The organism is Nocardioides sp. NPDC006273 (assembly GCF_040613495.1).
Lineage (GTDB): Bacteria > Actinomycetota > Actinomycetes > Propionibacteriales > Nocardioidaceae > Nocardioides.
The window spans coordinates 36158-58006 of sequence record NZ_JBEXSD010000024.1; the positions used below are offsets into that span (position 1 = coordinate 36158).

Annotated in this window: 21 protein-coding genes; 17 read left to right on the forward strand and 4 right to left on the reverse strand. The window is 69.3% G+C overall.

Annotated elements, in window-relative coordinates:
* Nucleotide 1: 1 nt before the first annotated feature.
* The 3 genes from ABZZ22_RS12645 (at nt 2) to groL (ending at nt 3751) form a co-directional block, all read left to right on the forward strand.
* Complete coding sequence (locus ABZZ22_RS12645) at nt 2-1336, forward strand: M1 family metallopeptidase (RefSeq protein ID WP_354931504.1); 1335 nt, start codon at nt 2-4, stop codon at nt 1334-1336.
* 28 nt (nt 1337-1364) lie between these two features.
* A complete protein-coding gene (locus tag ABZZ22_RS12650) occupies nt 1365-1910 on the forward strand; it encodes a GNAT family N-acetyltransferase (RefSeq protein WP_354931507.1) in 546 nt (181 codons plus the stop codon).
* A 206-nt stretch (nt 1911-2116) separates the two neighbouring features.
* On the forward strand, nt 2117-3751 hold the full coding sequence (gene groL, locus ABZZ22_RS12655) for a chaperonin GroEL (protein ID WP_354931510.1): 1635 nt from the start codon (nt 2117-2119) through the stop codon (nt 3749-3751).
* Nucleotides 3752-3905: 154 nt separating this feature from the next.
* On the opposite strand, the gene ABZZ22_RS12660 is transcribed toward groL, so the two are convergent.
* Nucleotides 3906-4484 carry a hypothetical protein gene (locus ABZZ22_RS12660; RefSeq protein WP_354931513.1) on the reverse strand — a complete coding sequence of 193 codons (579 nt, stop codon included), beginning with the start codon at nt 4482-4484 and terminating at the stop codon, nt 3906-3908.
* On the reverse strand, nt 4481-5038 hold the full coding sequence (locus ABZZ22_RS12665) for a sigma-70 family RNA polymerase sigma factor (RefSeq protein WP_354931516.1): 558 nt from the start codon (nt 5036-5038) through the stop codon (nt 4481-4483). Before ABZZ22_RS12665 ends, ABZZ22_RS12660 begins: the two co-directional genes overlap by 4 nt.
* Nucleotides 5039-5109: 71 nt before the next feature.
* Between ABZZ22_RS12665 and ABZZ22_RS12670 the strand changes: the two genes are divergently transcribed.
* The 7 genes from ABZZ22_RS12670 to ABZZ22_RS12700 all read left to right on the forward strand — a co-directional run bounded on the left by ABZZ22_RS12670 (nt 5110) and on the right by ABZZ22_RS12700 (nt 11767).
* Nucleotides 5110-6141, forward strand: coding sequence for an alpha/beta fold hydrolase (locus ABZZ22_RS12670; RefSeq protein ID WP_354931519.1), 1032 nt, complete (start codon nt 5110-5112; stop codon nt 6139-6141).
* Nucleotides 6142-6430: 289 nt separating this feature from the next.
* Complete coding sequence (locus ABZZ22_RS12675) at nt 6431-7006, forward strand: hypothetical protein (protein WP_354931522.1); 576 nt, start codon at nt 6431-6433, stop codon at nt 7004-7006.
* Between the two features lie 7 nt (nt 7007-7013).
* The gene (locus ABZZ22_RS12680) at nt 7014-7550 is read left to right on the forward strand and encodes a nucleotidyltransferase family protein (RefSeq protein ID WP_354931525.1); all 537 of its coding nucleotides are present in this window, start codon (nt 7014-7016) and stop codon (nt 7548-7550) included.
* A 130-nt stretch (nt 7551-7680) separates the two neighbouring features.
* A complete protein-coding gene (locus tag ABZZ22_RS12685) occupies nt 7681-8562 on the forward strand; it encodes a MoxR family ATPase (protein ID WP_354931528.1) in 882 nt (293 codons plus the stop codon).
* Nucleotides 8559-9803, forward strand: coding sequence for a VWA domain-containing protein (locus tag ABZZ22_RS12690; RefSeq protein ID WP_354931531.1), 1245 nt, complete (start codon nt 8559-8561; stop codon nt 9801-9803). Before ABZZ22_RS12685 ends, ABZZ22_RS12690 begins: the two co-directional genes overlap by 4 nt.
* The gene (locus ABZZ22_RS12695) at nt 9796-10917 is read left to right on the forward strand and encodes an XdhC/CoxI family protein (RefSeq protein WP_354931534.1); all 1122 of its coding nucleotides are present in this window, start codon (nt 9796-9798) and stop codon (nt 10915-10917) included. The genes ABZZ22_RS12690 and ABZZ22_RS12695 overlap by 8 nt, the downstream gene beginning before the upstream one ends.
* 64 nt (nt 10918-10981) lie before the next feature.
* On the forward strand, nt 10982-11767 hold the full coding sequence (locus ABZZ22_RS12700; protein ID WP_354931537.1) for a hypothetical protein: 786 nt from the start codon (nt 10982-10984) through the stop codon (nt 11765-11767).
* A gap of 29 nt (nt 11768-11796) precedes the next feature.
* On the opposite strand, the gene ABZZ22_RS12705 is transcribed toward ABZZ22_RS12700, so the two are convergent.
* On the reverse strand, nt 11797-12255 hold the full coding sequence (locus ABZZ22_RS12705; protein WP_354931540.1) for a GNAT family N-acetyltransferase: 459 nt from the start codon (nt 12253-12255) through the stop codon (nt 11797-11799).
* A gap of 160 nt (nt 12256-12415) precedes the next feature.
* Here ABZZ22_RS12705 and ABZZ22_RS12710 point away from each other — a divergent pair, with 160 nt between their 5' ends.
* From ABZZ22_RS12710 to ABZZ22_RS12740, 7 genes are all read left to right on the forward strand, one after another.
* Nucleotides 12416-13642, forward strand: a complete 1227-nt coding sequence (locus tag ABZZ22_RS12710; protein ID WP_354931543.1) for a transcriptional regulator — start codon at nt 12416-12418, stop codon at nt 13640-13642.
* Between the two features lie 90 nt (nt 13643-13732).
* Complete coding sequence (locus tag ABZZ22_RS12715; RefSeq protein WP_354931546.1) at nt 13733-14212, forward strand: (2Fe-2S)-binding protein; 480 nt, start codon at nt 13733-13735, stop codon at nt 14210-14212.
* Nucleotides 14209-16686, forward strand: a complete 2478-nt coding sequence (locus ABZZ22_RS12720; RefSeq protein WP_354931549.1) for a xanthine dehydrogenase family protein molybdopterin-binding subunit — start codon at nt 14209-14211, stop codon at nt 16684-16686. Before ABZZ22_RS12715 ends, ABZZ22_RS12720 begins: the two co-directional genes overlap by 4 nt.
* On the forward strand, nt 16683-17537 hold the full coding sequence (locus ABZZ22_RS12725) for a xanthine dehydrogenase family protein subunit M (RefSeq protein WP_354931552.1): 855 nt from the start codon (nt 16683-16685) through the stop codon (nt 17535-17537). The genes ABZZ22_RS12720 and ABZZ22_RS12725 overlap by 4 nt, the downstream gene beginning before the upstream one ends.
* Before the next feature lie 3 nt (nt 17538-17540).
* A complete protein-coding gene (locus ABZZ22_RS12730; RefSeq protein WP_354931555.1) occupies nt 17541-18335 on the forward strand; it encodes an SRPBCC family protein in 795 nt (264 codons plus the stop codon).
* A 122-nt stretch (nt 18336-18457) separates the two neighbouring features.
* On the forward strand, nt 18458-19954 hold the full coding sequence (locus ABZZ22_RS12735) for an NAD(P)/FAD-dependent oxidoreductase (protein ID WP_354931558.1): 1497 nt from the start codon (nt 18458-18460) through the stop codon (nt 19952-19954).
* A 158-nt stretch (nt 19955-20112) separates the two neighbouring features.
* Nucleotides 20113-21081 carry an AraC family transcriptional regulator gene (locus ABZZ22_RS12740; protein WP_354931561.1) on the forward strand — a complete coding sequence of 323 codons (969 nt, stop codon included), beginning with the start codon at nt 20113-20115 and terminating at the stop codon, nt 21079-21081.
* A gap of 13 nt (nt 21082-21094) precedes the next feature.
* Here ABZZ22_RS12740 and ABZZ22_RS12745 read toward each other — a convergent pair whose 3' ends face one another.
* Complete coding sequence (locus ABZZ22_RS12745) at nt 21095-21829, reverse strand: tetratricopeptide repeat protein (RefSeq protein WP_354931564.1); 735 nt, start codon at nt 21827-21829, stop codon at nt 21095-21097.
* Nucleotides 21830-21849: the final 20 nt, after the last annotated feature.

Genomic DNA, 21849 nt, shown 5'->3' on the forward strand with positions numbered 1-21849 from the left:
CATGACCGCCGTGCCGAACCTCCCCACAGCCGACCCCTACCTTCCCGGTCACGGGGACCTGTCGTGGAGCGCGACCCACTACGACCTGGAGCTCACCTACGACCTGGTCGGGAACCGGCTCGCGGGCACGGCCACGATCCGCGCGGTCGCCGTCGTTGACATCAGCCGCGTCGTCCTCGATCTCGCCCACCTGCGCGTGCAGAAGGTCGCGGTCGACGGCCGTACGCCGGCGAAGTGGGCCCACAACGACCACCGGCTGGTGCTGAACCTCCGCTCGCGGATCGCGGCCGGCGAGGAGTTCGTGGTCACGGTCAGATACTCCGGCAAGCCCCGTCCGGTCGTGCACTCCCATCACGGCGACGCCGGTTGGGAAGAGCTCGACGACGGCGTCATCGTCGCAGGTCAGCCGCATGGTGCGCCGACCTGGTTCCCCTGCAACGACCGGCCCTCCGACAAGGCCCGCTACGCGATCAGCGTGACCACCGCGCCCGGTTACGCGGTCGTCTCCAACGGCGAGCTGACCTCCCGCGTACGCCGCGGCAGCGGGGAGACGTGGCGCTACTGGCAGGCCGAGCCGATGGCGACCTATCTCGCCACGGTGCAGATCGGGCGTTACCGCGTCGTCGACATGGAGCCGACGGAGGGGCCGGGCGGCCAGGTGCCGATCCGGGCTGCGTACCCGGTCGACGCCACCGCCGAGTTCGACGCCTCCTTCGGGCGGCAGCGGGAGATGCTGGCCTACTTCACCTCGATCTTCGGGCCCTACCCGTTCGCCTCCTACTCCGTCGTGGTCACCGACGACGAGCTCGAGATCCCGCTCGAGTCGCAGTCGCTGTCGACCTTCGGGCGCAACCACCTAACCGGCGAGTGGGCAGAGGTACGCCTCGTGGCCCATGAGCTCGCCCACCAGTGGTTCGGCAACGCGGTGACGCTGCGCGAGTGGCGTGACATCTGGCTGCACGAGGGCTTCGCCTGCTACAGCGAGTGGCTGTGGTCGGACGCGTCCGGCGGACGCGCGTGCGGCGAGCACGCCCGGCACCACCACCGCCGGCTGGCCGAGCTGCCGCAGGACCTGGTGCTCGCCGACCCCGGCCCCGAGGACATGTTCGACGACCGCGTCTACAAGCGTGGAGCGCTCACCCTGCACGCGCTGCGGCGCACGGTCGGCGACGAGCCGTTCTTCCGGCTCCTGCGCACCTGGGTCTCCCGGCACAGCGGCGGCTCGGTCACCACCGCCGACTTCGAGGCCCACGCGGCCGAGGTCTGCGGCCGCGACCTCACCCCGCTCTTCGACGCCTGGCTACGGCAGCCGGCGCTGCCGGACCTGCCCGCCTGAGGATCCTGCCCTGGCGTAATTTGTGAGCATGCCAGAGCTGACCTTCCGTGACGCCAACCTCTCCGACGTGGACCCCCTGGTCGAGCTGATCGAGTCGGCCTACCGCGGCGACGCCTCCCGGGCCGGGTGGACCACCGAGGCCGATCTGCTCGCCGGCCAGCGCACCGACGCCGATGGCGTACGCGAGGTGATCACCGCCCCGGGATCCCGCCTCCTCGTCGCCGAGGCTGAGACACATCCGGGGGCCGAGCGTCCGGGCGAGATCGTCGCCTGCTGCCAGCTGCAGAAGCGCGAGGCGTACGTCTACTTCGGCATGTTCTCCGTCTCGCCGCAGCTCCAGGGAGCCGGTGTCGGTAAGGCCGTCATCGCCGAGGCCGAGCAGATCGCGCGGGACTGGGGTGCGGAGGAGATCCGGATGACCGTGATCCGCCAGCGCGAGGACCTGATCGCGTTCTACGAGCGGCGGGGGTTCCGGCGTACGGGCTGCTTCGAGCCGTTCCCCTACGGCGACGAGCGCTTCGGCCTTCCACTGCGTGACGATCTGGAGTTCGCCGAGCTCGCGAAACGACTCTGATCGGGCCCCATTTTCTTGCACTCTCTGGGGTCGAGTGCTAAACATGAATCTGGCACTCTTACCATGAGAGTGACAACAAACCGGACCGGTGACGTTGAGGCGTCGCGAGCGGCAGGGAAGGGTTCTGCCGGGAGTGACGTCGTCCGTCGCGGGCAACCCATCGGACCGGATCCAACGAACTTCCCAAGTGAAGGATCGCAGGAGCAATGCCGAAGCTCATCGCTTTCAACGAGGAGGCCCGTCGGGGTCTGGAGAAGGGTCTCAACACCCTCGCCGACGCCGTCAAGGTCACCCTCGGTCCCAAGGGCCGCAACGTAGTGCTCGAGAAGAAGTGGGGTGCCCCCACGATCACCAACGATGGTGTTTCCATCGCCAAGGAGATCGAGCTCGAGGACCCCTACGAGAAGATCGGTGCCGAGCTGGTCAAGGAGGTCGCGAAGAAGACCGACGACGTCGCCGGTGACGGCACGACGACCGCGACCGTTCTCGCCCAGGCGCTCGTCCGCGAGGGCCTGCGCAACGTCGCCGCGGGTGCCAACCCGGCCGGCCTGAAGCGCGGCATCGAGGCGGCCGTCGACGCCGTCTCCGAGCAGCTGCTCGCCCAGGCCAAGGACATCGAGACCAAGGAGCAGATCGCTGCTACCGCCTCGATCTCCGCTGCTGACTCCACCGTCGGCGAGATCATCGCCGAGGCGATGGACAAGGTCGGCAAGGAAGGCGTCATCACCGTCGAGGAGTCGAACACCTTCGGGCTCGACCTCGAGCTGACCGAGGGTATGCGCTTCGACAAGGGCTACATCTCGGCCTACTTCGTGACCGACCCGGAGCGTATGGAGACCGTCCTCGACGACCCGTACATCCTGATCGTCAACTCGAAGATCTCCAGCGTCAAGGACCTGATCCCGGTCCTGGAGAAGGTCATGCAGACCGGCAAGCCGCTGGTCATCCTGGCCGAGGACGTCGACGGCGAGGCTCTCTCGACGCTGGTCGTCAACAAGATCAAGGGCACCTTCAAGTCCGTCGCCGTCAAGGCTCCGGGCTTCGGTGACCGCCGCAAGGCCATGCTGCAGGACATCGCCATCCTCACCGGTGGCCAGGTCATCTCCGAGGAGGTCGGCCTCTCCCTGGAGACCGCCGGCATCGAGCTGCTCGGCCAGGCCCGCAAGGTCGTCATCACCAAGGACGAGACCACCATCGTCGAGGGTTCGGGCGACCAGGGTCAGATCGAGGGTCGGGTCAACCAGATCCGCGCCGAGATCGAGAAGTCGGACTCCGACTACGACCGCGAGAAGCTCCAGGAGCGCCTCGCCAAGCTGGCCGGCGGCGTGGCCGTCATCAAGGTCGGCGCGGCCACCGAGGTCGAGCTCAAGGAGCGCAAGCACCGCATCGAGGACGCCGTTCGCAACGCGAAGGCTGCTGTCGAGGAGGGCATCCTCGCCGGCGGTGGCGTCGCGCTGATCCAGGCTGCCGCCGTCGCGTTCGAGAAGCTCGAGCTCGAGGGCGACGAGGCCACCGGCGCCTCGATCGTCAAGGCCGCCATCTCGGCCCCGCTGAAGCAGATCGCCATCAACGCCGGCCTCGAGGGCGGCGTCGTGGCGGAGAAGGTCGCCGGCCTCCCGCAGGGCCACGGCCTCAACGCCGCCACGGGTGAGTACGTCGACCTGCTGGCCGCGGGCATCATCGACCCGGCCAAGGTGACCCGCTCGGCGCTGCAGAACGCCGCGTCGATCGCCGCGCTGTTCCTCACCACCGAGGCAGTCGTCGCCGACAAGCCGGAGAAGGCCGCCGCTGGTGGCGACCCGACCGGTGGCATGGGCGACATGGGCGGCATGGGCTTCTGAGTCCGTCCCGCTAGCGCACAAAGAGGGCCCCTCCTTCGGGAGGGGCCCTCTTTCGTATCGGCTGAAGGTAGTCCCGGACGTTCCGGCCCATTGCTCGAGAGCAGAGGGGCTGGTCCGTCCGGGACTACCTGATCTTCGACCTCGACGTGTCAGATCAGGATGGGAACCAGGCGATCCGCAGAGCGGCCAGACCGTCGTCGGCCGAGCCCATCGTGCTCAGGTGGAGCACCTGATCCTCCGGGATCGAGTCGCGGTCGAGGCGGATCGTGAAGGCATCCTCCTCGCTCAGGATGGCCTCGATCTTCGGGGCCGAGTCGTCGCCGGGGCCGTCGGCGGTCGAATCGCTCTCCTGCTGGCGCTCGCCCTGCTCGGGTCCGGTGCCGGTGTCAAGCGACCTGCCGCCGTCGTCGCCGACGGACACGGAGGCGCCGGAGTCGTAGTCGACCTCGGCGGCGACCCCGTGCTGGTGGAGGGCCTGCTCGAGGCCCGCAGCGTCGTCGAGGCGGTAGATGGTCACGACGATGTCGTCGCGGGACTCGTCGATGGCGTACGCCGGGGTCGGCCCGGACACGGCGACGACGGCCGCGGTGGCGGAAGCGGCGACCGCGGCTGGCAGGGCCGCCCAGCGCCACCGGCGCGCCCGCCGGGCTCGGGCGGAGCGGACGGGAGTCGGGGTGGGAGTGGCGACGTGATCGCGCAGCTCGGTGAGCAAGGACTGCTCGAAGGTGTTCATGCCTGGACCTCCAGGGGAATGAGATGTGACTGGACCCGGGCGCGGCTGCGGTGCAGCCGGACCCGCGCGGTGCCCGGCTTCACCCCCAGCACGTCGGCGGCCTCGGTCACGGTGAGCCCGTCGACGGCGACCAGCTCCATCAGCGCCCGGTCGCGGCGTGGCAGGGACGCCAAGGCGTCATAGAGGCGCCGCGCCTCGCGCGCGGCGTCGATCCGGGACTCGATCGCTGCTAGTGAGTCGGGGTCGAGCAGTCGGCGGCCGGCGATGCGGCGTACGACGTCCTTGTCCTTCTTCTGGCGGCGGAACTCGGCGGCGACCACGTTGCGGGCGACGCCGGTGAGCCACGCGGCGGGCGCGCCGCGGTCGGCCCGGTAGGAGGTGGCCGCGTCGATCGCGGCGAGGAACACCTCGGCGGTCAGGTCCGCCGCCAGGTGCGGGTCGGTGACCCGTCTGGCCACAAAGCGCTGCACAAGATCGAGGTGCTCGCGGTAGAACGCCTCGAATGCATCGGGATCATCGCCGATCCGTCCGACGTCCGCTTCTGGTGTGCTCATGTCTCCTCTTGGATCCTGGCGCTCCCGACGTTACAGACCGGGGTCTCGGCCGCCCGGCTACTCTCGACGGCATGAGCCCGAAGGCGATGTCGGCGCTGGCGATCTCAGCCGTGCTGCTCGCTGGATGCGGCGGTGAGCCGGCCGCTGCGCCGTCGTCTCCTGGAACGACACCGTCGGCCTCGGCGAGCCCGGCCATACCCTCTCCGTCCCCGTCCGAGTCGCTGCCACCGGTGACCGACAAGGTCTCGCTCCCGCAGCTGATGCGCGAAGAGTTCCCGGGCGGTCAGGTGAAGGTGCTGCGGGAGTCGGGGAGCACGGACGCCTACCGGCGCTTCGAGGTCAGCCATCCGAGCGGCCCGCTCACGATCACCGGCGTGCTCTTCCGGCCGCGCGGGGCGGGGCCGTTCCCTGGCGTGGTCTTCGCGCACGGTCACATCGACACCGACATCTACGTCACTGGCCAGGGCCTTCGGCGCGAGCAGGACCGGCTGGCGCGGGAGGGCTACGTCGTCCTGCACACCGACTACCGCGGCCACGCCGGGTCATCGTCCATCCCGGAGGGCACCGAGGAGGACGAGAGCCGACTGGGCTACACCCGGGACACCATCAACGCGGTCCAGGCGATGAAGAGACTTCCGTACGTCGACCCCGACCGCACCGCGCTGCTCGGCCGCTCGATGGGCGGGGGAGTGGTGATGAACGCGCTCGTCGCCCAGCCGGACCTGGTGCGGGCCGGTGTGACGTACGCATCGGTCTCCTCAGACATCGTCGACAACATCAACCGGTGGGCGGTGCCGTCGCGGCCAGACGAGGTCGCCCGGCTCTACCGGCAGCACGGCGATCCTGAGCAGCAGCCCGAGTTCTGGGAGGGGCTGTCGGCCCGGACGTACTTCGACCGCATCGAGGTCCCGGTGCAGATGCACCACGGGACCGATGATGAGTCCTGCCCGATCGGATGGGCCTACACGACCCGGGACCTGATGGAGACCGCGGGCGTACGTCAGCGACTGTGGGTCTACCAAGGGGAGCAGCATGCCTTCGGGCCGCAGTGGGACCTCTCCATCCGTCGGGTCCTCGGGTTCCTCGATCGTCATCTGGCCTGAGCCCACGGGCACCGAGAATGAGTCGATAGGTCCATCGATCTGGGGACTTTCGACACTGTCTCGACAGCACCCCGGTGGCGGAGCATGGGTCCTCCACACACAGTGGCCGACTGCGGGGAAGCGTCTGGATCTGGGGGGCTTTGAAGCCCAAGGAGACATCCGGGTGAAGTTCTGCAGCGGCGGGCGGGGTCAGGGCTGATCGAAGCCAGGGCCCCGCCTGCGTGTGTGCCAACTTGAGGGTGTCAACCGGGTCCCTGGACGGCACCCAACGATGAGGCATGATGTTGGCATGAGCCAGGACGTCGGACCGAACACCGGGATGGAGCAGCCGCGGTCGCCATGGCGCTGGGTGGCGGCCGTCGGAGCTGCCGCGGTCGTGCTCGTCGCCATCGTCGCCTCGTTCGGGCTCTTGGGCTCCGACGACACCGCCGAAGACCCCGCTGCCGCACCTCCGTCGCCGACCGCGACGGTCACCGAGACCGCGCCGGTCCCGTCGGCATCGGCTTCTTCCGGAGGTGCGGGGGCGACCGAGCTGACCGTCGTCGCGGACGCCGCCCGCTGCCTCCCGCCGACCTCGAAGTGGCTCTCGCAGAACGCCGCGCTGGCCTTCGAGGGCACCGTGGAGAGCATGAAGAAGGATGAGGCCGTCCTGCGGGTGAAGACGTGGATGTACGCCGATGGCGTCGGCGGCACCGACACCGTCCGGATCATCCTGCCGGCGCCGAGCACGATCCCGATGCCCGAGTTCGAGAAGGGCAAGGACTACCTGGTCGCGGCCAAGGGCGATGGCAAAGTCATCGGCTGCGGCTACAGCGACGTCAAGAGCGCGAAGCTGCAGAAGCTGTACACCTCCGCGTTCAAGTGACGGGCAGATGATCGCGGGGCTGCTGCTCGCCGCCGGCGCCGGCCGGCGGATGGGTAGGCCCAAGGCACTCGTCGACGACTGGCTGGTCCGGTCGATCGAGGTGCTGCGCCAGGGTGGTTGCGACGACGTGCTCGTCGTGCTCGGAGCGTCTGCGGACGAAGCCAGGGCGCTGCTCCCCGCCGATCAGGAGGTCATCCTCGCCGAGGACTGGGACGAGGGGATGGGCGTCTCGTTGCGGGCCGGGTTGCGGGCGTTGGGCGAGCAGGTCGACGCGGTCGTCGTCCATCTCGTCGATCTGCCTGATGTGGGCCCCGACGTGGTTGCCCGGGTGGTCACCTCGACGAGCTCGGTCACTGGAGCGTTGGCGCGTGCGGCGTACTCGGGCGTCCCCGGCCACCCGGTGCTGATCGGCCGCGACCATTGGGCCGGGGTCATCGAAGCCGCGGTCGGCGACGAAGGCGCCCGGGCCTACCTGAGGTCCCACGACTTACGCGTGGTGGAGTGCGGCGACCTGGCTGGTGGGCGGGACGTCGACAGTCGGTGACGGGCGCTGCCGGGGTAGTCCGGTAGCGACCTGCCTATTACTCGCCGGTATATGGGCAGTTCGCTACCGGACTACCCCGCCGTCCGCCACCCAACCACCAACCAACGACACGCGCTCTACGCTGAGGGGCATGGAGTCGCTGACGCCCGAGATGATCGCCGACCGGCTGGCGGCGACGGGTTACCTGGCCGATCCGGAGCTGGCGACGGTGACCTTCCTCGGGCTGCGGATGCAGCGGCCGCTGCTGCTCGAGGGCGAGCCCGGCACCGGCAAGACCGCGCTCGCCGAGGCGGTCGCCGAGGCGCTGGACCTGCCTTTGGTGCGGCTGCAGTGCTATGAGGGGATCGACGCCAGCCAGGCGCTCTACGACTGGGACTTCGCCCGCCAGATCCTGCATCTGCGTGCGCTCGAGGCGACAGGTGGCACGGCCGAGGTCGAGGAGGCCGAGAAGTCCCTCTACGACGAGCGGTTCCTGCTCGCCCGACCCGTGCTGGCCGCGCTGCGCCAGTCGCCGTCGGTGCTGCTCGTCGACGAGGTCGACCGGGCCGACGACGAGTTCGAGGCGTTTCTGCTCGAGGTGCTGTCGACGTATCGGGTGACGATCCCGGAGTTCGGGACGGTGGCGGCCGTGGTCCCGCCGATCGTCGTGCTCACCTCCAACCGCACCCGCGAGCTCCACGACGCCCTCAAGCGCCGCTGCCTCTACCACTGGATCGACCACCCGGGGCTGGAGCGCGAGATCGAGATCGTACGCAGCCGAGCCCCCGAGGTCGCGGACGAGCTCGCCCGCCAGGTGGTCACCGTGGTCCAGCAGCTACGCAGCGCCGAGGGCGCGAGCGCGCTGCTGAAGCCGCCGGGAGTCGCCGAGACGCTCGACTGGGCGCGCGCCCTGCACCACCTCGGCTCGACCGAGATGGACCTGGAGAGCGCCGCGGCCACGATCGGCGCGCTCGTCAAGCACCGGGAGGACGCCGACCGCGTCCGGATCGCCCTGGACCGGCTGCTGGCATGAGCGGTCACGAAGGCGACTGTGTTGGTCTCGACACGCCTCCGCCTAGCGGCTCCGGCGGCTCGACCAGCGGGGCATCGTCGGTCGATCCGGACGAGCGCCAGCGAGTCCGTGTCGAGACCAACACAGCCGACTCGCGCAACGATGGCCCCGCGATCCTGCTCGGCTTCACCCGAGCCCTCAGAGCAGCGGGGATCTCGGTGACCCAGGACCGCGCCCACGGGTTCCTGCAGGCGACGGCGATCGTCGGCGCCGGTGACCCGGTCGCGACCTACCGGGCGGGAAGGGCCACGTTGTGCGCCGGTCCGGACGACCTGCGCCGCTACGACCAGGTCTTCGAGGCCTGGTTCGGGTCGACGACGACGCTGCCGAAGCCGCAGGGGCCGCCGCGTACGGTCTCGGTCTTCTCCACCCTTCCCGAGACCGAGCCGCAGCCGGGGGAGGAGGCCGCGGAGGGCCCCGACGAGGTCGTCCGGGCGCGCGCCAGCGACCTGGAGACCCTGCGTCACCGGGACGTCGCCGATCTCGACCCGGCCGAGCAGGAGCGGGTGGCCGCGCTGATCGCGCGCCTCCGCCCGCGAGCCCCGCGACGACGGACCCCGCGGCAGGATCCCTGGCGGCGAGGGCGGGTCGACGCCCATCGCACCTTGCGGGCCAGCCTGCGACACCTCGGTGAGCCGGCCGGGATCCACTACCGCAGGCGTGGCGAGCGGCCGCGCCGAGTCGTGTTGCTGATCGACGTGTCCGGGTCGATGAGCGCCTATGCGGACGTCTTGCTGCGAGTCGCCCACCGGGTGGTCTCGACGAGCTCGACGACCAGGGGCGGCGCGGTCTTCACGATGGGGACCCGGCTCACCAACGTCACTCGCGCACTGCGCCACCGCGACCCCGACCGAGCACTCGCCGCGGCAGGCGAGACGGTGCCTGACTGGTCGGGCGGGACCCGCCTCGGTGACAACCTGCAGGCGTTCCTGCAGCGACACCAGGGGCTGGCCAGGGGTGCCGTGGTGGTCATCGCGAGCGACGGCTGGGAGCGCGGCGACCCGACCCTTCTCGAGGAGCAGACGGCGAGGCTGCATCGTCTCGCGCATCGGGTGGTGTGGGTCAACCCACACCGTGGCAAGGTTGGATATGAACCGCTGCAGCGAGGCATCGTCGCGGTGCTGCCGCATGTGGACGACTTCGTCGCCGGACATTCGCTGGCGACGTACGAGGATCTGGTGGAGGTGATCGCGCGTGCGTGACGTACTCGACGATCTGATGACGTGGTGGGAGTCCGACGAGACCGTGGCGGTCGCCACGGTGGTGGCGACCTTCCAGTCGGCGCCCCGTCCGCCGGGAGCCTCGATGCTCGTCGGCCCCGACGAGACCGCGGTCGGCTCGGTCTCCGGCGGCTGCGTCGAGGGTGCCGTCTACGAGGTCGCCCGCGAGGTCGCCGGGTCAGGGGTCCCGGAGCTCAACCGCTACGGCGTCTCCGACGACGACGCCTTCTCCGTCGGTCTGACCTGCGGCGGCATCCTCGACGTCTTCGTCGAGAAGGTGTCCAAGGAGACGTTCCCCGAGCTCGGCGAGCTCGCCGAGGACGTACGCAGCGGCAGCCCGGTCGCGCTCGCGACCGTCATCGAGCACCCCGACCCCGAGATCCTCGGGCGCCGCGTCCTCATCCGCCCCGAGGGGGTCAAGGGGTCGCTCGGCAGCGCCCGGATGGACGACGCCGTCCACGACGACGCGCTCGGGCTCTTGGCCCAGGGCACCAACCAGACCCTCTCCTACGGCATCGACGGCGAGCGCCGAGGTGAGGGCATGCGGGTCTTCGTCTGGTCCTTCGCGCCCAAGCCCCGGATGCTGGTCTTCGGCGCGATCGACTTCGCTGCCGCCGTCGCTCGCGTCGGTGCGTTCCTCGGCTATCACGTCACCGTCTGTGACGCCCGCCCGGTCTTCGCGACCAACTCCCGCTTCCCCGAGGCCGACGAAGTCGTCGTCGACTGGCCCCACCGCTTCCTCAACCAGGAGGTCGAGGCCGGCCGCATCGACCAGCGCACCGTGATCGCCGTCCTCACCCACGACCCGAAGTTCGACGTACCTCTCCTCGAGGTCGCCCTCCGCCTCCCCGACATCGCCTATGTCGGTGCGATGGGCTCCCGCCGCACCCACGACGATCGCCTCGCCCGTCTGGTCGACGCCGGCCTCACCGACGAGGAGATCGCCCGCCTGAGCAGCCCCATCGGCCTCGACCTCGGCGCCCGTACGCCGGAGGAGACCGCCATCTCGATCGCCGCCGAGATCATCGCCGGCCGCTGGGGCGGCAGCGGCGAGCGCCTGGCGACCACCGCCGGACGGATCCACGAAGAGCGTTAGAAAGACACAAAAAACCCTCAGTGCATCTACAAACGGGCCACGATGGCTTTGCTACGGTCGAAGGGTGAAGAGAACATGGCAGCTCGGAAATGTCCTCGCCCTCCTCTTTGCGCTGGTGGCCAACTTCCTGACCGGTGCACAGATTCTCGATCTGCCGGCGATCGGTGAGATCTCGGACAAGTACGCGACGTATCTGACCCCGGCTGGGTACGCGTTCTCGATCTGGACACCCATCTACCTGCTGCTGATCGTCTTCGTGGTCTACCAGGCGAGGGATCTTCGTGAGCCTCGCGACGACAATGACGTTCCGCAAGAGCTCGGGCCGCTCTTCATCGTCGCCAGCATCTGCAACGGGCTGTGGACCTACGTCTTCGTGCGGGAATGGGTCGGGCTCTCCGTCGTCGTCCTGCTGACTCTCACCGCAACGCTCTATGCCGCGCTGTGGCGCCTCGGGGTGGGCACGACCCAGCCGTCCACGAAGGACTTCCTCATGGTCTGGCTGCCGCTGATGCTCTACACGGGATGGGTGACCGCGGCGAGCATCGTCAACATCGCGACCTACCTCGACTCGCAGGATGTGACGGTCAGCCCGCTGGCCACGATCGTGGTGATGGTGGTGCTCACCGCCGCTCTGCTGACGCTTCTGCTCAAGCGCAACCTGCGAGAGCTGCTGATCTCCTGCGCCTGGGCACTGGGCGCGATCGGTCTCCGCCAGATCCAGCTGTCGCAGAGCACGTCGGTGGCGGTCGTGGCGCTGGTCTGCGCCGGCATCCTGGTCCTCGCCATGCTCTTCCACGCGATCGCTCGCGGACTGTCGTACGACGGACCGCAGCGAAGCGCCCCGGCCTGACCGTCAGCACGCCGAGCTGAGCACGAGCTCTACAGCTCCTTCTCGTAGAAGAGCGACCGCGGCCCGGAGCCGCGGCCCTCGTGGTTGTCGAAGCCGAACTTCTCGTACAGCGCCCGGGCTGACTTGTCGTCCTCGCTCGTCCCCAGATCCATGTTCGTCGCCCCACGAGCCTTCGCCTCGTCGATGATCGCCTGCAGCAGGACGGTGCCGAGGCCCTGGCCGCGGCGGTCGGGCACGACGTAGAGCTCGGCGAGGTAGGCCTCGAGCTCGTCGGCCATGGTCTGCACGCGGAAGCGGGTGATGCCGTGGCCCACCGCCGGCTCGCCGATCAGCATCACGGTCGTGTCCCCGTTCTCGACCAGCCGGCTCAGGTGCCCGGCGAGCTCGTCGGCGGGCGGGACGGGGTAGTTGTACTCGGTGTTGAAGTCGACCTGCAGCCTGGCCGCGGTCTCGAAGTCGGCCTTGGTCGTCGCGGTGCGTGTCTCCATGCACCAACTCTGACACCGGCGCGCGCCCGCCGTGAGGCTTGTGGCCGAAGCGTGTACGGAGCAGGTGTGCCCGGGTACCACGGAGGGGATCGTGAGGCACGTCACAGGGTGCTACGTTGGCAGGACCCAGTCTCGAGGGCCGAGCTCCAAAGGGGGAGTGATGGTTCGTAGCGATCTGCAGGAGCGCCGCATCAGCGCGGCGCGGGCGTGGACCGCCTTCGTGGAGAGCGGCGATGCCGCTGAGGACTTCGTCAGGCCGGAGATCCTGTCGAGCTGGACGCGCTCTGCGACGGCCATCACGCCCGACGTCCGCGAGGCGCCGCTGGCCGACGAGGACGAGACCCGAGAGATGTGGCGCGACTCGCCGCTCCAGGTGGCCGTCGAGCGGGTCGAGCAGGAGCTGCGGTGCACCGCCGACGACGGTGATCTCGTCATCGCGATCACCGACCCGGACACCCGGGTCCTGTGGACCTACGGCGGCCGGGTGATGCGCCACAAGGCCGAGTCGGTGAACTTCGTGCCCGGAGGGCGCTGGGACGACCGGTCGGCCGGCACCAACGCGCTCGACCTCGCCAACCGCACCGAAGCTCCGGCCATGGTCTTCGGACCCGAGCACTACGCCGAGGCGGTGCACAACTGGGTCTGCTGGGCGGCGCCGCTGCACGACCCGGTCACCGGCAAGCACCTCGGCGTCCTCGACCTCTCCACCACGTGGGACCGCACCCACCCGATCGGCCTGGCCACCGCCCGGGTGATGGCGCGCCTGATCGAGGGAGCGCTGCCGAAGCTGCCGACCCAGCGAGGAGGCGACGAGGCGATCGAGCAGCCCGGCCTGGTGCTCACGCTGCTCGGCACCGCGGAGACCTGGCTCGACGGGAAGCGGCTGCTGCTCAACCGCCGCCAGACCGAGATCCTCGCGCTGCTCGCGCTCCACCCCGAGGGCCTCTCGCTCGAGCGGTTGCACGCGATGGTCTACGGCGACCAGGCGGTCACCTTCTCGACGCTCAAGGCCGAGGTCTCCCACCTGCGCCACGCCCTGGGTGGCCAGGTCGCCTCCCGCCCCTACCGCCTGCTGATGCCGGTCGTGACCGACGTCGAGCAGGTCCTCGCCCTGATCCGGCACGGCCGGGTGGCCGCTGCCGTCGAGGCGTACGGCGGTGATCTCTTGCCCGGCACCAACAGCCCGGCGCTGGCCGAGATGGCCGAGTACGTCGCGGTCGCGCTGCGCGAGGCGCTGATCGCCGACCCGCAGCCCGACGCGGTGCTGAGCTACAGCGAGCTGGCTCCGTACGACACCGAGGTCGTCGACGTCTGTCTGCGCCGTCTGGGCGGCAGCGCCCACCCGGCGTTGCCGCTGCTCAGGGCGCGGTTGGCGGCCAGTCGATAGCCAGCCAACCGGTGCCCAACCCTGCGCGTTCTACTGTGATCTGGCCCACACGGTTTCAACTAGAACAGTGACGTCTGGCAGGGAGACAACATGGCCCGGATCAGCATGCGCGTCGACGGTATGAAGGTCACCGACGACGTCGAACCGCGGACACTGCTCGTGCAGTATCTGCGCGAAGGACTCGGCAAGACCGGCACGGTGATCGGTTGCGACACCAGCAACTGCGGCGCCTGCACGGTCCATCTCGACGGCGACTCGGTGAAGTCGTGCAACGTGCTCGCGGTGCAGGCCGACGGGTGTGAGGTGACCACGATCGAGGGCCTCGCCGACACGGTCGAGACCGACCTCCACCCGGTGCAGGAAGCGTTCCGTGAGTGTCACGGTCTCCAGTGCGGGTTCTGTACCCCCGGGATGATCATGCAGTCCGTCGACCTGCTCAAGCGCAACCCTCAGCCCAGCGAGGATGAGATCCGCGAGGGCATCGAGGGCAACCTGTGCCGCTGTACGGGCTACCACAACATCGTCCGGGCGGTTCAGCAGGCCGCGGGCACGGAGGTGAACGCGCTGTGACCGCCACCGAGACACGTCCGGACCAGACGCTCGAGATCGGCCGCGACCGGCGCCGCAAGGAGGACGCGCGCCTGATCACCGGTCGGACCCGCTGGACCGACAACATCAACCTGCCCGGGATGCTGCACCTGGCCATGGTGCGCAGCCCCTTCGCCCATGCCCGGATCACGGGCATCGACACCAGCGCCGCGGAGGAGTCCGAGGGCGTGGTGACCGTGCTGGCCGCCAAGGACTTCGACGAGAGCCTCGGCGTCTGCATCAACGCCTGGCCGATCACGCCCGACCAGAAGACGCCGGCCCACCCGCCGATCGCCTCCGACCGGGTCACCTTCGCCGGTGAGATCGTCGCTATCGTGGCCGCCCGGTCCGCGGCCGCCGCCCGGGACGCCGCCGAGATGGTCGAGGTCGACTACGAGGAGCTCCCCGCGGTCGTCTCCCTCGAGGAGGCGGTCAAGGACGAGGTGCTCGCGCACCCCGACCTCGGCACCAACAAGTCCGCGCTGTGGGTCTTCGACAGCGCCCAGGCCGGCACCGGCGGAAACGTCGATGAGGCAATCGCCTCCGCCAAGGGCGACGGCATCCTCATCGAGCGGACCTACCGCCAACAGCGCCTGATCCCGGCGTTCATGGAGCCCCGCAGCGTGGTGTGCGACCCGACCGGTGAGCAGATCACGGTGTGGAGCGCCACCCAGATCCCGCACATCCTGCGGTTCGCGTTGGCGGCGACCACGGGCGTGTCCGAGTCGAAGATCCGGGTGATCGCGCCCGACGTCGGCGGAGGCTTCGGCGGCAAGCTCCAGCAGACGCCGGAGGAGATGATCGTCTTCGCGGTCGCCCGCCGGCTCGGCAAGCCGGTGAAGTACACCGAGACCCGCTCGGAGTCTCTCCTAGCCGCTCACCATGGCCGCGACCAGATCCAGAAGCTGACCCTCTCGGCCACCAAGGACGGTCAGGTCACCGGCCTCAAGGTCGAGCTCGACGCCAACCTGGGGGCGTACGTCGCCATCGTCGGCGGCGGTGTCCCGGTGCTCGGCGCCTTCATGTTCAACGCGATCTACAAGTTCCCGGCCTACCAGTTCAACTGCCAGACGGTCTTCACCAACACCACCTGGACCGACGCCTACCGCGGTGCAGGACGGCCGGAGGCGACGTACGCCATCGAGCGGCTGATGGACGAGCTGGCCGCCGAGGTCGGGGTCGACCCGCTCGAGATCCGGGAGAAGAACTGGATCAAGCACGAGGAGTTCCCGTTCACCACCATCGCGGGCCTGACCTACGACTCCGGGAACTACGAGGCGGCGACCGCCAAGGCGAAGGAGATGTTCGGCTACGACGAGCTCCGTCGTGAGCAGGCCGAGCGGCGGGCCAACAACGACCCGGTCCAGCTCGGCATCGGCATCTCGACCTTCACCGAGATGTGCGGTCTGGCACCGTCCAGAGTCCTCGGCAGCCTGGACTACGGCGCCGGCGGCTGGGAGCACGCCCAGGTGCGCCTGACGCCGACCGGCAAGGTCGAGGTCATCACCGGCGCCAGCGCTCACGGTCAGGGGCACGAGACCGCCTTCAGCCAGATCGTGGCAGACCGCCTCGGCGTGGCTTTCGAGGACGTCGAGGTGCTCCACGGGGACACCCAGATCGCGGCCAAGGGTTATGACACCTACGGGTCCAGGTCGCTGGTCGTGGGTGGCGAGGCGCTGGTGCGTGCGGCCGACAAGGTGCTCGAGAAGGCCAAGCCGATCGCGGCCCACCTGCTCGAGGCCAGTGTTGACGACATGGAGTTCACCGGCGGCAGGTGGACGGTGCGCGGCACCGACCAGGGCATGTCCATCGGCGAGCTGTCCACGGCGGTCTTCGCCGCGCACAACCTGCCCGACGGGGTCGAGGCCAACCTCGACTCCGAGGCCACCTTCGACCCGGAAGCCTTCAACTTCCCGCACGGCACGCACCTGTGCGCGATGGAGGTCGACACCGAGACCGGGCAGGTGAAGATGCGGAAGTACGTCTGCTGCGACGACATCGGCAACATCATCAACCCGCTCATCGTCGCAGGTCAGGTGCACGGTGGCCTGGTCCAGGGCATCGCCCAGGCGCTGTGGGAGGAGGCGGTCTACGACGACGCCGGCACGCTGGTGTCGGGCTCGTTCGTGGACTATCTGCTGCCGACCGCTGCCGACACGATCAGCTTCGAGATCGACCACACCACCTCACCCGCGACGACCAACACGCTCGGCACCAAGGGCGTCGGTGAGGCCGGGACGATCGCCTCCACCCCGGCGGTGGTCAACGCGGTCGTCGACGCGCTGCGTCCGCTGGGCGTGCACGACGTGACCATGCCCTGCACGCCGGAGCGGGTGTGGCGGGCGATCAACGAGGGCTCGGCCGGTGGCGAGACCACCGGTGCCGCCGCCGCACACTTCGATCCGTCGACGGGCATGTCCGGGAACGTCGACCGCACAGAAGGAGACGTCCAGTGATTCCCGCATCGTTCGACTACGTCGCCCCGACCACCGTCGAGGAGGCGCTGGCCGCGCTCGCGCAGTACGGCGACGAGGCCAAGGTGATCGCCGGCGGGCAGAGCCTGCTGCCGGTGCTGAGGATGCGCCTCAACGCCCCGGAGTGGGTCATCGACCTCGGTCGCATCGACTCGCTCCGCGGCGTACGCGACGAGGGGGACTCGATCCTCGTCGGTGCCATGACGCGCCACTGCGATGTCGCGACCGATCCTCTGGTCGCCGAGCATGCGGCCCTGGTCGCGCGAGCCACGGCGACGGTCGCCGACGAGCAGGTGCGCCACCGCGGCACGTTCGGTGGCGCGCTCGCCCACGCCGACCCGGCGGGCGACCTCGGAGCCCCGGCACTCGCCCTGGGCGCCGAGTTCGTCATCGCCGGACCGGGCGGGGAGCGGGTGGTCCCGGGCACCGAGTTCTTCCAGGGCCTCTTCGAGACCGCGGTCTCCGAGGACGAGCTGCTCACCGGCGTACGCATCCCGAAGCACACCGGATGGACGGCCCACTACGAGAAGTTCGTTCGGGTCGCGCACCAGTGGCCGATCTGCGCGGTCGGCGCGACCCTCAAGGTCTCCGGCGGTGTGATCGAGGGGGCAGCGGTCGGGCTCACCAACATGGGGTCGACCCCGTTGCGTGCCACCGGCGTCGAGCAGGCGCTGGTCGGCCAGCAGGCGACCGAGGAGGTCGTACGCAGCGCCGCGGCCCGGGCCGCGGAGGGTGCTGACCCGCCCGCCGACCTCAACGGTGACGCCGACTACCGGCGTCACCTGGTCACGGTGCTCACCCGGCGGGCCATCACCCAGGCGCTCGGGGGCTGAGGCGTGGATCTGACGCACCAGTTCACGGTTCCGACCTCGGTCGAGGAGACCTGGGACAGCTTCTTGGACATCGGCTCCATGGCCGAGTGCTTCCCGGGAGCCCAGGTCACCTCGGTTGAGGGCGACACCTTCACCGGCACGGTGAAGGTGAAGCTCGGCCCGATCGCAATGGTCTACGCCGGCTCCGGCACCTTCGTCGAGAAGGACGAGGTCTCCCGGCGTCTGGTCGTCGAGGCGAAGGGGCGGGACAAGCGTGGCAACGGCACCGCCGGCGCCAACGCGACCCTGACGATGGCGTCGGAGGGCGCCGGCACCAAGGTCGAGATCGTCACCGACCTGGCTGTCACCGGCAAGCCGGCCCAGTTCGGTCGCGGCGTCATGCAGGACGTCTCCGACAAGCTCCTCGGTCAGTTCGTCGCGTGCTTGGAGCAGAAGTCCGCTCCGGCTGCCGCCCCGCTGGTCGAGCCCGACGGTGATTCCGCTGGTCGAGGGCCACTTCGTTCAGGCCCTCGGATGAGCGAGCGTGTCGAGACCAACACAGTCCCATCGAGCGCCGACAGCGACTCTGTTGGTCTCGACACGCCTCCGCCGCCCTCGCCTCGGTCGCATAGCGGCTCCGGCGGCTCGACCAGCGGGGGTGCTGGGGTCTCGACAGGCTCGACCAGCAGGGCGCCCGAGGCGCTCGACCTGGGTGCGACGGTCATGCCGGTGCTGGTGAAGAACTACGGCAAGAAGATCGCCGTCGGAGCCGCTGTGGTGGTTGCAGCGGTCATCGCCTACAAGCTGCTGCGCGGCTGAGACCGACCCAGTGACGAACCCGTCGCGCTAACTGGATATCAGCCGCGCGACGCGGATAGCGGGCGCCCGTCGACCTCTCTAGCGTTTCCACTACGCAGCCCCACTGCGAGAGGAAACGAAAAGTGAAGATCGCGGTCATCGGCGCCGGGTTCGCCGGCATCGCCTCGGCGAAGGTGCTCACTGAGCTCGGTCATGACGTCACCGTCTACGAGAAGGCGCCGGACATCGGCGGCGTCTGGAGTCGGACCCGTCGTTACCCAGGCCTGACGACGCAGAACAACAAGGACTCCTACACGCTCTCGGATCTGAGGATGCCGAAGGTGTTCCCCGAGTGGCTCAGTGGCGAGCAGGTCCAGTGCTACCTCGAGATGTATGTCGAGAAGTTCGAGCTCGCCTCGATGATCAGGCTCGACACCGAGGTGCGTAAGGCCCAGCCGGCTGGAGGGGGCGGCTGGGCCATTACCTCCGCGCCGAGCTCCGCGGTGGGGATCGACGGCGAGACGACCGAGCACTACGACCACCTGATCGTGGCCAGCGGCGTCTTCTCGGAGCCGTTCACCCCTGCGTACGACGGGGTCGACGAGCTCGAGGCCGCCGGCGGCAGGATCCTCGCGGCGAGCGAGCTGCACGATCTGGAGACCGTCAGGGGCAAGGACGTCGTGGTCGTCGGCTACGGGAAGTCGGCCTGTGACGTCGCCGTCGAGATCGCCAAGGAAGCGGCCTCGACCACCGTGGTGGCGCGCCAGCTGCTGTGGAAGATGCCCCGAAAGATCAAGGGCGTTCTCAACTACAAGATGCTGCTGCTGACCCGACTGGGGGAGGGGCTGTTCCCCTACCAGAGCGTGCGCGGGCCGGAGAAGGTCCTGCACGCGGGCGGCTCGAAGATGGCGGGCTCGATGATCGGCAGCGTCGAGTCGGTCACCAGCGGCCAGCTCAAGCTGAAGAAGCTCGGGCTGCTGCCGAAGGGCCAGTTCACCGACATCGCCCGATCGACGGTCTCGCTGGCCACCGAAGGCTTCTTCGAGGGCGTCGAGGCCGGTGACATCACCGTCGAGCGCGACACCGAGATCGCCACGTTCGTGAGCAAGGACGGCAAGGCGTACGCCGAGCTGGCCAACGGCCGGGCACTGCCCGCCGACGTCGTGGTGACCGCGACCGGCTTCAAGCAGGAGCTGCCGTTCTTCCCGGCGGAGATCCAGGACCAGCTCACCGACGACAACGGCGACTACCAGCTCTACCGGCAGATCCTCCCGCTGACCGTGAAGGACCTGACCTTCGCCGGCTACAACTCCTCGTTCTTCTCGCCGCTGTCGGCCGAGATGAGCGCCGTCTGGATCGGCTCCTACCTGGGCGGCGGCCACGAGGTCCCGCCGGCGGAGGAGATGGAGGCGCACGTGGCCTCGCGGGTCGCGTGGTTGCGGGAGCGCACCGACGGCCACCACGCTCGCGGCACCAACATCATCCCGTTCTCGATGCACAACATCGACGAGGTGCTCAGCGACGTCGGTCTCGATGTCAGCAAGCGGACCAAGGCTGCGCAGTGGCTGCTGCCGATCAACCCGAAGGCGTACGCCTCCGTCACTCCCAGGCTCCGGGAGTTGCTGGCAGCGAGGAGCTAATACGGCGAGATGCCGGTGTTCATGGGTGGGGACCGGCATCTCGTTAGCCCCTGGACCGGGACCGGGACCTTAGACGGTGATTGCGCTGTGGCCGCGCTGCCACGGCGCCGGCTCCGCTACGCTCTTCGGTCAATCGAGCCACGCGCCAGGAGCCCCCATTGCCCCGTCCCCTGCTGGGCCGCCACACCGTCGTCGCCACCACCGACGTGGACCAGGCCAGAGAAGCCGTAGCCGAACGATTCTGTGCCCACTACCTGGCGCTGACCAAGGCCGGGTCCCACCTCGACATGGTGCACAACGCCGCGCCGCTGGGCGAGGACGTGATGCTGAACTACATGCGCTACGGCGACGAGGTACGCATCACCCCCGGCACCTTCGAGGACTTCTACCTGATCCAGCTCCCGCTGGCCGGCACCGCCAAGGTCAAGGTCGGTGAGCAGGTCGTCCTCGCCGACCGCACTCGCGCCTCGATCGGCTCCCCGACCGAGCCCGTGGACATGCTCTGGTCCGACGGCTGCGAGAAGCTGCAGGTCTACATCCGGCGCAGCGCCGTCGAGGAGGCGGCCGCGGGCATCGGCGGATCCGGACCGGTGGTCTTCGACCCCACGCTCGACCTGGGTCGTCCCGAGGTGCGCGACTGGATGAAGATGGTGCGGCTCGCCTACGACAACGTCGAGGCCGGCGGCTCGCTGATGAGCTCGCCGCTGGTCGCCGCCCCCTATGAGCAGGCGCTCATCGGCGGGCTGCTCACGGTGCAGCCCAACACGTCTCTGGAGGTCGCCTCCGCGACCGCCTCACCCAGCGTCTCCCGGGCCGTACGCATGGCCGTGGACCTTCTCGAGGCCCACCCGGAGCGCCCCTGGAAGGTGCCTGACCTCGCCCAGAGGGTCGGCGTCTCCACCCGCACGCTGCAGGAGGCGTTCCAGCGCGACCTCGGCACCACCCCGCTGGAGTACTGGCGTCGTACGCGGCTGGATCGGGCCCGCTCCGACCTGCTCGCCGCGGACGCGCGAGCGACCTCGGTCACCGAGATCGCCGCCCAGTGGGGCTTCTTCCACCTCGGCCGATTCTCGCAGGCGTACCGGGCGCAGTTCCAGGAGCTCCCGTCGCAGACGCTCATGCGCTAGTGGCGGTCGGGCCTCACCACTGGGGCTCATCGCTGAACCCGCCGTAGTCGTCGAGGTCTTCGTCGTCGCGCCGGTACTCCTCGCCGGCGCCGTTGCGCTGGTCGAGCTTGTCCTCCTTCTCGTCCTCTTTCTGCGGCTGCTCGGGCTGCTCGTCCTGTTCGTTGGGGTTGATCGGGATCTTCGGGACCAGCTTCTCCTTCAGGCGCTCCTCCACGGACTCGCCCTGCTGGGACTGCTCGGGACCCTGGCCTGCGTCGGTGGGGCAGTCGCCCTCCCGCAACGTGGTCAGCGCCGCCTCGTAGGCAGCCTTCGCCCCGGGCTGGTCGCCGGTGTCCCGGGCACGGTCGCCGATCGCCTCCTGGGTCAGCGACATGTTGATACGTACGGTGCACTCGTGCTCCTCGGGCACCCGCTCCAGCGCGTCGCGGTAGTAGGCGATCGCGCGGGCGTTCTCGCCGAGCAGGAAGGCCGCGTTGCCGGCGTCGAAGTGGGCGATCCACGGCTGCAGGAGGTTGAGGTCGCGGTTGGCCGAGTAGTGCTCCATCGCGGTCGCGGCATCACGCGCGTCCCAGGCGTCGCTACCGCCTCGGTCGTGATGGCCCATCAACATCACCTTCGCCAGGAAGGCGAGCCCGAGCACCACGGGCAGGATCCCGGCCAGCAGAAGCGCGCGCCGCACCTGCTCGCGAGGGGTGCGCATCGGGCCTTGCGGCTCTGACGAGCCGACAGGCGTCTCGGTGAGAGTCATGCCACCGCCTCCGTAGCGCA